The sequence below is a fragment of the endosymbiont 'TC1' of Trimyema compressum genome (genome assembly GCF_001584725.1).
Lineage (GTDB): Bacteria > Bacillota > TC1 > TC1 > TC1 > TC1.
This window is the reverse complement of sequence record NZ_CP014606.1, coordinates 230766-243075: the sequence shown is the minus strand read 5'-3', so window position 1 is coordinate 243075 and position 12310 is coordinate 230766. Positions and strand designations below refer to the sequence as shown.

General features: G+C 30.2%; 13 protein-coding genes and 2 pseudogenes. 1 reads left to right on the top strand and 14 read right to left on the bottom strand.

The genetic code is table 11. The features are described 5' to 3' along the window. The 8 genes from ruvB to AZF37_RS10235 all read right to left on the bottom strand — a co-directional run bounded on the left by ruvB (window position 1) and on the right by AZF37_RS10235 (window position 4963). The gene (gene ruvB, locus AZF37_RS01590; RefSeq protein WP_088369284.1) at window positions 1–1002 is read right to left on the bottom strand and encodes a Holliday junction branch migration DNA helicase RuvB; all 1002 of its coding nucleotides are present in this window, start codon (window positions 1000–1002) and stop codon (window positions 1–3) included. Beyond that, window positions 1003–1605, bottom strand: a complete 603-nt coding sequence (ruvA, locus tag AZF37_RS01585) for a Holliday junction branch migration protein RuvA (protein WP_088369283.1) — start codon at window positions 1603–1605, stop codon at window positions 1003–1005. 15 nt (window positions 1606–1620) lie between these two features. After that, entirely contained in the window at window positions 1621–2109 is a 489-nt protein-coding gene (gene ruvC / locus AZF37_RS01580) for a crossover junction endodeoxyribonuclease RuvC (RefSeq protein WP_088370637.1), read from the bottom strand. Beyond that, a complete protein-coding gene (locus AZF37_RS01575) occupies window positions 2109–2849 on the bottom strand; it encodes a YebC/PmpR family DNA-binding transcriptional regulator (RefSeq protein WP_088369282.1) in 741 nt (246 codons plus the stop codon). The genes ruvC and AZF37_RS01575 overlap by 1 nt, the downstream gene beginning before the upstream one ends. 14 nt (window positions 2850–2863) lie before the next feature. Beyond that, a complete protein-coding gene (locus AZF37_RS01570) occupies window positions 2864–3619 on the bottom strand; it encodes an NAD+ synthase (RefSeq protein WP_088369281.1) in 756 nt (251 codons plus the stop codon). 55 nt (window positions 3620–3674) lie between these two features. Then, window positions 3675–3980 carry a C-GCAxxG-C-C family protein gene (locus AZF37_RS01565; protein WP_162473809.1) on the bottom strand — a complete coding sequence of 102 codons (306 nt, stop codon included), beginning with the start codon at window positions 3978–3980 and terminating at the stop codon, window positions 3675–3677. Between the two features lie 180 nt (window positions 3981–4160). After that, the gene (locus AZF37_RS01560; RefSeq protein WP_088369279.1) at window positions 4161–4778 is read right to left on the bottom strand and encodes a flavodoxin family protein; all 618 of its coding nucleotides are present in this window, start codon (window positions 4776–4778) and stop codon (window positions 4161–4163) included. After that, window positions 4778–4963: a methenyltetrahydromethanopterin cyclohydrolase gene (locus AZF37_RS10235; RefSeq protein WP_172793059.1), complete on the bottom strand. Its 186-nt coding sequence runs from the start codon at window positions 4961–4963 to the stop codon at window positions 4778–4780. The genes AZF37_RS01560 and AZF37_RS10235 overlap by 1 nt, the downstream gene beginning before the upstream one ends. A 37-nt stretch (window positions 4964–5000) precedes the next feature. On the opposite strand from AZF37_RS10235, the pseudogene AZF37_RS01555 reads away from it, so the two are divergent. Further along, window positions 5001–6150, top strand: a pseudogene (locus tag AZF37_RS01555) (IS3 family transposase). A gap of 1180 nt (window positions 6151–7330) precedes the next feature. Here the strand turns inward: AZF37_RS01555 and lysA are convergent. The 6 genes and pseudogenes from lysA to AZF37_RS10230 all read right to left on the bottom strand — a co-directional run bounded on the left by lysA (window position 7331) and on the right by AZF37_RS10230 (window position 10770). After that, window positions 7331–8488: pseudogene (gene lysA / locus AZF37_RS01550) on the bottom strand (diaminopimelate decarboxylase). Window positions 8489–8661: 173 nt separating this feature from the next. Further along, window positions 8662–8895 carry a C-GCAxxG-C-C family (seleno)protein gene (locus tag AZF37_RS13045; protein WP_425425452.1) on the bottom strand — a complete coding sequence of 78 codons (234 nt, stop codon included), beginning with the start codon at window positions 8893–8895 and terminating at the stop codon, window positions 8662–8664. Further along, window positions 8805–9122, bottom strand: a complete 318-nt coding sequence (locus AZF37_RS11275; protein ID WP_245612006.1) for a hypothetical protein — start codon at window positions 9120–9122, stop codon at window positions 8805–8807. Before AZF37_RS11275 ends, AZF37_RS13045 begins: the two co-directional genes overlap by 91 nt. 307 nt (window positions 9123–9429) lie before the next feature. Then, complete coding sequence (locus tag AZF37_RS01540) at window positions 9430–10104, bottom strand: MBL fold metallo-hydrolase (protein WP_088369277.1); 675 nt, start codon at window positions 10102–10104, stop codon at window positions 9430–9432. 73 nt (window positions 10105–10177) lie between these two features. Next, complete coding sequence (locus AZF37_RS11270; RefSeq protein WP_245612005.1) at window positions 10178–10354, bottom strand: hypothetical protein; 177 nt, start codon at window positions 10352–10354, stop codon at window positions 10178–10180. A gap of 254 nt (window positions 10355–10608) precedes the next feature. Beyond that, the gene (locus AZF37_RS10230) at window positions 10609–10770 is read right to left on the bottom strand and encodes a structural protein (RefSeq protein WP_162473807.1); all 162 of its coding nucleotides are present in this window, start codon (window positions 10768–10770) and stop codon (window positions 10609–10611) included. Between the last annotated feature and the right edge of the window lie 1540 nt (window positions 10771–12310).

Genomic DNA, 12310 nt, shown 5'->3' with positions numbered 1-12310 from the left:
CTACTCCTCTGGTATAGGATATCCTAAACGTCTATAAGCTAAATGGGTAGCCACTCTTCCTCTAGGGGTTCTATTTATAAACCCTAATTGAAGAAGAAATGGTTCATACACATCAACTACTGTTGAACCTTCTTCTCCAACCATAGCAGCAAGGGTATCTAGTCCAACAGGTCCACCACTAAATTTTTCTATTAATAAAATAAGAATTTTTCTATCAATTTCATCTAAGCCAAACTCATCAACCTCAAGCATATTGAGAGCTCTTATGGCTAGAGCCTTATCAATATAACCATCGCCTTTTACTTCAGCAACATCTCTAACTCTCTTTAAAAGTCGATTTGATATACGAGGTGTTCCTCTTGAGCGACGGGCAATTTCAGTAGCTCCTTCAGGGTCAATATCAATGCCTAAACGCTTTCCATTATGCTCAACGATAGCTTTTAATTCTTCAGTATTATAGTATTCCAAGCGACTGATAACACCAAATCGATCTCTCAAGGGATTACTTAAAAGACTAATTCTAGTCGTTGCTCCAACAAGAGTAAATCGAGGTAAATCAATTCGAATTGATCTTGCACTAGGTCCTTTACCAATAATTATATCTAGAGCAAAATCTTCTAGTGCAGGATATAAAATTTCTTCTACACTTCTATTTAAACGATGTATCTCATCAATAAAGATTATATCATTTTCTTGTAAATTAGTTAAAATAGCTGCCAAATCCCCAGCTTTTTCAATTGCTGGTCCAGATGTTACCTTAATTTGAACACCCATTTCTCCTGCCACTATATTAGCTAAAGTGGTTTTACCTAATCCTGGTGGTCCATAAAGTAAAAGATGATCTAAATTTTCATTTCTATTTTGTGCCGCTTTAATAAAAACCTTAAGATTTTCCTTTACTTTTTCTTGACCTATATATTCTTCAAGGGTTTTAGGTCGAAGACTTACTTCAATTTCTCTATCTTCTTGTAGAAAATCTCCATCCATTAATCTTGTTTCCATCTATTTACCTAACTCCTTTAAGGCTAATTTAATTAAATCATCTGTTTCATAAGTTTTATCTCTCTTTAATAACTTCTTTAACACTTGATCAATTTCTTTTTTACTATAACCTAAGAATATCAATGCTTCTTCAGCATCTGTTAAGGCTGTTCTATTATCTTTTTCTATTTTCATTTCCAGTTCCATTGTATCATCTATTACATAGTGATTTAATTTATCCTGTAACTCAACTATCATTCTCTGAGCTGTCTTTTTACCTACTCCCGGAATCTCAGTCAATGCAAAAACATCTTCTCTTTGAATAGAAGCTATTAGCATATCCTTGTCCATTGCAGATAAAATAACCATCCCCATTTTAGGTCCAATACCATTCATATCAATTAAGACTTCAAAAACGTCCTTGGTTTCCTCTGACATAAAACCAAATAAAGATGTGCCATCTTCCTTTTGCTTATAGTGTATAAATAGAAGAACATTTTCATTTTCCTTTAATTGAGTCAAATCAGAAACAGTCAGAAATACTTCATAACCTACATCTCTTACATCAAGTAAAATACTCTGCTCTTTCTTTTTAAATACATTGCCCTTTAAAAAACCAATCACTTTATTTCCTCATTTCTATTTATATATGCTGTTAATTTTATAAGAATGGCCATGACAAATTGCAACCGCAATAGCATCTGCTGCATCATCTGGCTTAGGAATCTTATCCATTTTCAGAATAATTTTAACCATTTCTTGCACTTGTCTCTTTTCAGCCCTACCATACCCTACAACACTTTGCTTAACCTGCAATGGCGTATAAGAAGCAAGGATCATATTCTTTTGAGCACTTAACAAAAGGCTTACACCTCTTGCCTGACCTACTGAGAGAGCCGTCTTAGCATTATTATTAAAAAATAAATCCTCAACAGCCATATGTTCTGGTTCATACTTTGTAATTAGCTCATGGGTCTTATCATAAATATGAAGTAATCTTTTTTCCAAATCCATTTTAGCTGGCGTGGTAATCACACCAAAGTCCACGAGTTTAAAATGATTACCTTCATAGTCTAAAATACTAAACCCGCAAATTGCAGTACCAGGGTCAATGCCTAGAATACGCATTATAATTGCCACATAATTTCTTCACTAAAGTCAAAATTACTATAGGTATCTTGGACATCATCATTATCTTCTAGTAAATCCATCATTTTGATTAATTGCTTAGCCTGTTCAATATCAGTTATTTCAATAGTATTCTCAGAAATTTTTGTAAGCATTGCTTGTCCAATAGCAATATTTTTATCTTCAAATATTTTGCGAACTTTATCAAAATCTTCCATAGCTGTGAAAATAATTAACTCATCACCTTCAACTACAACATCTTCTGCACCTGCCTCAATAGCTTCCAATGTTAAAAAATCTTCATCTTGGTTTTCAAGTGTAATAGTTAGTTGACCTTTTCTTTCAAAAAGCCAAGCTACAGAACCAGTTTCTCCTAAATTGCCACCACATTTATCAAAAATATGTCTAATTTCGCCAGCGGTTCTATTTCTATTATCTGTCATGACATCAACAATAACAGCTGCGCCCCCAATGCCATATCCTTCATAGACCAGTTCTTCATATTGGGTACTATTATCTTCCCCAGAAGCTCTTTGAATTAGGCGTTTAATATTATCATTTGGCATATTGTTTGCTCTGGCATTTTGCAAAGCCAATTTTGAGTTTCCCTCTGGGTCGATTCCGCCTAATTTTACAGATACCATAATTTCTTTACCAATTTTAGTAAATATTTTTGCTCTTTTGGCATCTTGCTTTCCTTTTTTGTGTTTAATGTTTGCCCACTTTGAATGGCCAGCCACAACAATCACTCCTTTTATTTTAGAAAAAAATATCTTTCCAAATTCAGCATAGAAGGCATTTCTCTCTTATGGTTATTTATTTTATATAATCTATTTATTTTCTCAATTATGTCTGGACTTCCTTTACCTGTTGCTATATATGTATCCAATGCATCATAAGTAAATCCGAATTCATCTTCATCTGTTTGAGCACTAATTAAGCCAGCATCAGGAACGCGATTAACTAATAGTTCAGGTAGTCCTAGATGATGTCCTAAAGCAACTACTTCTCTCTTTAGCAAATCTCCAATTGGCTCAAAATCTGCTCCACCATCTCCATATTTTGTAAAATAACCTGTTATCCATTCACTTTTATTCGTTGTTCCAACAACTAAATAACATTTCAAGGCACTTTCAAAGTAGAGAGTGGTCATTCTTAGACGTGATTTAATATTCCCATAGGCCATTGGATTATCATTTTTTTCTATAGCAGGATTGACAGCATTAACTAAAGCACTATATGTTTCATCTAAGTTAATTACTTTATATGGTATGCCTATAGTCTCCGCCAATAAAATCCCGTGTTCAACATCTTCTGGTTTACTTTCACAAGGCAAAACAATACCAAGTATATTTTCTTTTCCTAGGGCTTTAGTACAAAGGGTTGCCACTACTGAAGAATCAATTCCACCAGAAATACCAATAACAACTCCTCTGCTATTGGCTGTTTTTACTGTATTTTGTATAAATCTAATAATTTTTTTTTCAATTTCAAAATAATCTAGTTCCATTAGTAACCTCAATCCTTATTTTTCATTATAACATAATTAAGGATTACATTCATTGCTAATCGCTGGAGATAATTGCATCAGTCATTAATGCAATATCCATTAAAAGAGGTTTGCGCACCTCATCTTTTGGACAATCGTTTTTGCACTTAGACTTAATTTCATGACAACGAATACTGCCATACTTATCTTCAATTTTATCATAAAACTCATTTAAAATACTGTAAAGATTCCCTCTTTGTCTTGGGTCTCTTTCACTTACTATAAAATAACTGATTACAGCTGTAGTCGCAACAATACCGCCACAAACTTCTCCTCTTTTGGCAAAACCGCCACCCAAAGCCGCTAAACAATTGTGGTTCAATATGTCTCAGTGAAGCATACGTATTTCTAAAACTCTTTAGAATAGATTCCGCACAATTATAGCCTTTGTTTAAATAATTTGCTGTTATTTTCCCAATCATATTTTCTGTCATTTTCCACCTCATGGCCATAATATAAGGGAAGGCTGAGTATTTTGTGTATCAGCTTTCCCTTATATAATCTACTTACTGATTAATTTCAGCGTTTCACCGACTTTTCTAGTCAATACTTCTAAATTTTTAATACATTGTGGGTCAACGGTTTCATCAAAAGGAGTTTTGTCCTGGCTCCAGATAGAAGCACCAGCATAAATGCCTAAAGAAGCACCAATTGGAATAATACCATTAGTATGAAAGAAACCATGCATAGATGTAATGGCAATTTCTTGACCACCATTCCGAGTGCCACCGACAGCAATAGCAGCCCCTAATTTATCATAAAAGGCATTAGGGTTATCCCTTATTAAAATATAGTTTGGTCTAAAACGACTAAGGACAGCACTTAATTGTGGTGTCATACCCATTCCAAATACAGGACTTCCTAAAATAATAACATCCGCATTAAAAACCTTCTCATAAAGAGGCATCATGTCGTCATCTTCATATAATGGACAGTATGTTAACTCTTTTTTAATACATTGGTTACAGTGAATGCAGGGATTGATTTTTTTACCTCTTACTGTGTAATAAAATGTTTCACAATCATATTCTTCACCTAAAATTTTCAGAGCATGTTGTACAGCAAAATCAGTTTCATTCTTTCTAGTACTGCCACAAATACCAACAACTTTCTTTTTCATTAAAGATGCACCTGCCTTTTATTTTTAAAGAAACTTTTTAAAATAATATCTTCTCTTATGCCACCTGCTTTAAAAATGTTTCCTGTTGTCATATTAAAAATTTCAACTTGAGCCGGTGAATGGATGTTTAAATCCATTTTATAATGGACATATACTAAAAAAGTAGACAGGAAAAAGTGAAACATGTTTTAAATAAGTAGACACATAAGAAAGGATAAAATTATGAATAATTACAAGAAATACGATGAAGAATTTAAAAAAAGTATTGTTAATTTACACCAAAACGGTAAAACTCAATCCCAACTTTCTAAAGAATATGGTGTCTCCATGTCTGCTTTACACAAGTGGATTAAACTTTATTCTCAGGTTAGAATTGATGATGATACTATTCTAACCGCTAAGCAGATTAAGGATCTTCAAAAGCGTAATGCTCGACTCTAGGAGGAAAATATCATTTTAAAAAAAGCAATTGCCATATTCACGCCTCACTCAGACAAAGATTAATGGCTGTTCATACCCTTCGTTTTCAGCACGCTATCTCTTTTCTTTGTCATGTCCTTAAAGTGAACCGCAGCTCCTATTACAAATACTTTTCGGAAAAACTTTCTCCTAGAACTATTGAGAATTAAAAACTCCGTCAGCTTATTCTCGGAGATTTGTCATCTTACTAAGAGACGTATTGGCCCATCTAAGATTAAGGCTCTTCTTTCCTATGACTATGGCATCAACATCAGTATTGGTAGAGCGAGCCGCCTGATGACTGACATGAATCTTCCTAAAATGCCTACTATCAAACTTCGGTTTATTCATCCGAGGTCTATTCCCAATTTTGATTGCCCTAACTACCTAAATCAAAATTTTAATGTTCCTCAGCCCAATCAAGTCTGGGCTAGTGACATTACCTATATTAATTTAAATGCCTCTTTTGCTTATCTCTGTGTTATTATGGATTTATTTTCTCGTAAAATTATTGCTTGGAAGCTCTCTCTTAAAATTGATACTTCTCTTGTTAAGGATACTTTTATCAAAGCCTTTTATTCTCAAAAACCTTCTACTTCTCTTATTTTTCATTCTGACAGAGGTTCCCAATATACTTCTTTTATCTTTAGAAAGCTCCTTGATTCTTTTGGTATCATTCAATCTTTTTCTAAGCTTTCTCATCCTTGGGACAATGCTGTCGTTGAGTCCTTTTTAAATATATGAAAAAAGAAGAAATTCTTCGTAGGTCTTTTTCTTCCTTTGCTCAAATTAAGCTTTCCTGCTTTGAACACATTGAGGGCTTCTACAACCCCCTATACGTCCCCACTCTGCTAATAACATTCTTTCTCCTAATTCCAAAGAAGACTATTTTTTCACTTCTATTAAAACTTAATTTCACTTTTTCTATCTACTCTATTGACATTCTTCCAGGGAATAATACTTGAATTAAATATTAAACTAAATATAATTATAGAAAAAGATAGCTTGAAAAATCTACTTTTAATCTTATGTATTTCCATTACCTCCTATATTTAATTCCTTGTTTTCAACAGCTCTCAATAAAATTACCCTTAACACCCAGATTATTATCTTTTTCATTTTACAATCCTCCGCCTACTCCTTTAAGAAAAATATTTTAAACCATTAAAATAAAAATCACAAGCGAAAATATTCTCACTTGTGATTTATTAATTTAATCTTTTTCTTCACCCTAAATAATTGCTGATTTTTTATGAATATGCTAAACACCATTTCAGTATTCATAAAGTCAGTTCCTTTTCATTTCATTATGATTGTATTTGTTTATTTAGTTGAACTGTTATTATGGTTATCTTATTATATAAAAAATATTTGTCAAGAATTAATTGTGATTTTGCTTTTTAGATCTGTCATTGAATTGATATCAATATGGTAAATATTCTATGCCATTTTATTAGCTTCTATTCAAGTTATCTTTTATGCTTATAGTATTTAGAGCTAAATATTAACTGTTTACTTTCCATTAGTAATTAATAAATCTATGAGTTTTAATCCTTAATCCAAATCAATTGTACTTAATTTATATAAAATTGAATTTCTATCATGCTAATATTGTTCTTAAGGATTTCAAAACTGATTCTTCAAGAAATTTTAAATTAAAAAGCCCTAAAACCAAATTGGTTAAGGGCTTTTTCTTGGCGTGTCAGGAGGAATTCTAATCTCCGGCCTACAGATTAGAATTCATTTAACAAACGACTTTATTGCGTTTAAGTACCATTCTAAAAAAATTATGAATTATTTATCTTCTTTTATTTTCTTTCATTATTTTTCTCATAAATGAAATTTTTTTATTAATCTTTTAAACGTAAAGTTTTGCCTCATTAATTGTATCAAACAAAATCACAAGCTATCATCAATGTTATTGATTATTTAAAAATTTATTATAACGCTAAATGCATTCATTCTAGTTTCAATTATCTTACCCCTTTTGAATTTCAATATTCCAACGATTTCACTTAACTCTTGTATCTACTTTTCTTTTGTCACTCCATGCTTCCCTATGTTTTTCATATATTTGACAATAACATAATATATTAATTAAAAAATTTAAAAACTAAATCCTTCAAAACATCTCTTTCTCTAATCAATCTATCTTCCCCATTCGAATCAATCAATATCTCTGCTGGCTTCAACCTACAATTATAATTTGAAGACATTGAAAATCCATAAGCACCTGCATTTTCAACAGCAATTAAATCGCCTTGATTCATTACAGGTAGTATTCTATTTTTAGCAATAATATCACCGCTTTCACAAATATTACCTACAATAGTTACTTCTTCAACTTTTTTATCGCCATCATTTATATCCTTAACTAATGAAATTTCATTATAAGAATCATACATTACAGGTCTTGATAATACATTAAAACCCAAATCAGTACCTATGTATTTAGTATCATAATTTTTCTTCACTGAATATACAGTTCCTAATAAAAGTCCACATTCAGCTACTAAATACCGACCTGGCTCTACCTTGAAAACAACATCCTTATTTTCATATGTTATTAAAAATTCATCAATTAACTTTGTCATTCCTTTGGCTAATTTAGATAAGTCTAACCTATATTCTTCTTTTCTATACGGAACACCAAAGCCACCTCCAAAATCAATAAATTTTAGTTGTTTAAAATTTTGAGCAATATCCAATAAACATTTGACACCAGCAAGATAGTCCTGATAATCTAGGAATAGTGACCCCATATGTTGATTAATACCGATTAACTTAAGATTATACTCCGTTAGAATTGTTTTCACTTGAGGAATATAGTCAATTTGAACGCCAAATTTTGTTTTATTTCCTGCTGTTACAACCTTTTCATGATGCCCAACTCCAATACCCGGGTTAAAACGAACTGCAACTTCGCCACCTCGATTTATTTCCCCGAATAGCTCAAGTTGCTCAATTGAATCCACACTAACAAGAACCCCTTAATTTATTGCATATTGCATCTCATCTGCAGATACATTATTTGAAATATAAAAAATTTGATTACTCTCAAATCCTGATTTCTTTTGCAAATATATTTCTCCTGGAGACATAGCATCAACATCAATATTTTCATTTTTAATTATTTTAAGCAACTCAATATTACTGTTTGCTTTTGCTGAATAGTTAACCCTATAATTCTTTATTTTTAATAAGTTTGCTATTTCTTTACATCTGTCCCTGAGTATCTTTTTATCATACACATATAGAGTACTTCCATATTTTTTCACTAGTTTTTTTGCCTTTTCATCTGTCTGATAGAAACATTAATTCACTCCTTAATTATTTATGATGTTTATTACAACAAGTCTATTTTCAGAATAAAAATAACTCAGTTAGCTTGTTTTGATTAACACATTATACAACATCAATTATCCTATACTTCATTTTTTATTATATATGCTATTTTATTAGTAATATATGATACTAAGGGTTTACAAGCTTGTTCATGTTTTTCATCTTTATATCGACTTGCATCTTGAGGACACAAAAAATTCACACCCACAATCTCATAACAATTCAGACTGCCAAATTTTTCTTTGATATCTTCATAAAAGATTTGCAGTTGTGTATACAATTCTTTTCGATTTTTATTATCCTCCTCGTTAATAAGATATAAAGAAAGCGCTGCAGTTGCACTACTATTGTTCCACAAGTATTTCCAGTACATGCGAAACCTCCTCCAAAACCTGAAAAAATATTTTCATCAATTTTATCTAATTCATCAAAAATACTCTTTAAAGCCAGAAAAACAGACTGTAAACATGTATAGTCATTATCAAGAAACTCTGCTGCAACAAAGCCAATTGATTTATAATTCTCATTATCTTTATTCATCAAGTCGCACCTCAGTTAGTTTTTTATTGTTCTAAATAACCTTAAAATAATATCCCTCTATACTTTAGAAGCATTTATGTTTTTACCCAGATATTCATTATTATACATAAAAACTCAAGATTATAAACACTCTTGAGTTTTTCATAATTATAAATGTCTAATCATGACTATCTGTTAAAATTTTTTCACATAAGAACTCTGTCCTCATCTTTTATTAAGAACACATACATTTCATATCTAACAGAGTTTTGCCTTTAAAATAACTCATCTAATTTTCCATTGATTTATTACTATTTGCTTTATCTTTTTAAATCTTCATCATCAATTCTTTTTTTGCATTCTTTTTCCACATTGCAAATTCTTGTGGCGTTTTTGCTGCTTTTAATAGGTAATTAGTATTAATTAATATTGGCTCCCCATGACCAAAGAGTGCATAATTAATATCATATTGCATTAATTTATAAGCATCTTTAACTATCTGTTCAGTATCAATATTAAACTTTTCTGGCACTCCAATAACAAGTCCTTTATTTACTTTATTTCTGACTACGTCTTGAAAAAACATTATTTTTCGCTCAGCTTGATACAATGCAATACTACCTGGTGTATGTCCTGGCACATGTATTGCCTGCAAACCACCTAATGAATCAATTATATCTCCATCTTTTAAAACAATATCAATGCTAGAAATATTGCAATCAAACCTTTTCATTAATTTTTGTTCATAAGCCATCATACTTCGATATAGCCCACCTATTATTTTTTCCTGCAAAATAAAAGGTTTATCCTCTGAATGAGCTGCAATTAATATGCCAGTTTGTCTTTTTAACTGTTCTCCTCCATCTATATGATCACAATGACAATACGTGAGAATTATTTTATGCAACAATTTAATATTAAACCCTTGTTTTTCAATTTGTAAAATCAATTCATTGGTTTCTTTAAATAGTCCAGTATCAACTAAATCAAAACTATCGCCCAATTATCTAAAAGAAACACATTAGCACCCATTCTATTAGTAATTAAATAGACATCATCTAGTATTTCTATCATAGTTATTCCCCTCTACTCAATTCATCAATATTCTTATTTTCCTCACCTAAAATAATTTCAGTTAGTGATTCCTCGATAACATCTTCTAATATACAATGAAGCCAAACAAGCTCGGCTTCATTTTGTATTATTGATCCCCTAAATATATGATGCTCTGCGCGAGTAAGCTTCTTTTTCACACTATTATATGTTTCATTTATTAGTTTCTGAGTATTTTTAATAATATCTATTCTTTTTTTAAGTAATTTTATTACTTTATTATTATCTATATAATCAATAAATGATAATGCGACATTTAACGGGTTATTATAAGTGGAATGAATAATAAACTGTTTTGAAAGTAACTCAAAAAATTTATTTTGTCCTTTATCTGTTATTTTATATATTGTTTTATCTGGCCTATTTGACTCTTTTATTATTTTTTCAATCGTAATTAAATCTTCTTCTTCAAGCTTATTGACTGCATAATATAAAGATCCTTTTTTTGGAAATTAATATATCTTTCCATTTTTCTTTGTTTGAATATTTGTTGCATTTCATAAGGATGTCTAGGATCCTCCATAAGCAAACCTAAAACAACTAATTTAATAGACAAATCATCACCCCTTTTATTTAATACTAAAATTATTAATCTCGTTCATGCATTAAGAATTTCCCAAGTAATAAAAAATTAGACAATGGAAAAGTAAATGGTTTTAAAAGTTGCAGGATTCATTCCCTAACTGATTGCTGAATATATTGGTTATTATTAAACTACAAATATATTTAAAAAACTGACAATAAATTTCTTTCAATCTTTAAGTTAAATTCTGACAGAGCAATTTTTAAAAGTGGCATAACGAGATTCATTAATAGTAAATATTTTTAAATGTCTCTATATAATTCTATATATTCTTATTATAGTCAAATTTGACTATGCGTCAAGAAGAAATTTTGCAATAGCTTTAAATCAAAAGTATAATATTTAACATATTATTATCAAAACATTTTCACTTTTTCTATGATATGGAGTCAGTAAAATGGAGCAAAAAAGTTAGACAGAATAAAACTTAATCCATAAATACTCATTCAAAAAATTACCATGTAAGCATACCTATCCAACCATAATATTTTCTCATAGGAAAAATATTATTCTATTGCAATCATATTAAACACAATATAGCAAACACTTAAAATCCACACCATACTATTATTATCAAATAGAAATATCATTCTACTAATAACTCTCGAACTAAAAACCATTCCATAACGCCAAAACACATAAAATAATTGTTTAGTAACATTTTTACAAAAAAAGTAAATAATATAGATTTAGGAGTTGTATAATTATATTATAAGTGATATATTTAACTATATCAATCTTATGTTAATTATCTCAAAATAACAAAGAAGCCAATCCATTGTGGATTGGCTTCTTTGTTATTCTATATTCTTATTTATCAAATAAAAAGATATATCTTTTCAAAATATGGCTTAAATAGTAAAATTCCCTAAACTTATTGTTTAGGGGCATCCTACATTATTATATTATTTCAACAAAAGGTGGTTGGTGTAGTCATTTTAATTACTACTCAATAATAATACCACAACTATTTATTTTTGTAAATAACTTTTTTATCAATTACCCTCTTAATCTATCCATATAATTCTACATCTTATCTACGCATTATTTCTTTATTAAAATACCATCATTTTCTACTACAATCTATTAAGATATTCCTGCTTTTAAAAGCATATAAACAAAAATATACATCACTTATTTTTTAAACCTTTTTATTTCAAAGAGTACAACTTAAATTTTTAAATGAAGCAATATTCTCTTATTTTATAATTTACTAGCAGTAAAGAATATCCTATTAAATGGAAACAATATCTTCCCATCTTTTTGTGCTGGGTAATATTCTTTTAACAATTTTTAATACTCCTCTAAAAATTCTTCTTTTATACTTTCATTAGTAAGGCAATCCAAATATGGTCTTAAACCTGGACCACTATACCATTTTAAATATCCTTATGACAATCCATAACATGGTAGTAATCAGCCTCCCATAAATCTAGCTTCTGTGCTATCCCACATAGAACATCATAATAATAATCAGCTGTATGAGTAGAATAAGTTGAATAAATAGATGCAA

Bases quoted from the DNA above. Each gene is read 5' to 3' on its own strand.
- AZF37_RS11275 (WP_245612006.1), bottom strand. From the start codon at position 9,122: ATGAATAAAGATAATGAGAATTATAAATCAATTGGCTTTGTTGCAGCA.
- ruvB (WP_088369284.1), bottom strand. From the start codon at position 1,002: ATGGAAACAAGATTAATGGATGGAGATTTTCTACAAGAAGATAGAGAA.
- AZF37_RS01570 (WP_088369281.1), bottom strand. From the start codon at position 3,619: ATGGAACTAGATTATTTTGAAATTGAAAAAAAAATTATTAGATTTATA.
- ruvC (WP_088370637.1), bottom strand. From the start codon at position 2,109: ATGCGTATTCTAGGCATTGACCCTGGTACTGCAATTTGCGGGTTTAGT.
- AZF37_RS10235 (WP_172793059.1), bottom strand. From the start codon at position 4,963: ATGTTTCACTTTTTCCTGTCTACTTTTTTAGTATATGTCCATTATAAA.
- AZF37_RS01560 (WP_088369279.1), bottom strand. From the start codon at position 4,778: ATGAAAAAGAAAGTTGTTGGTATTTGTGGCAGTACTAGAAAGAATGAA.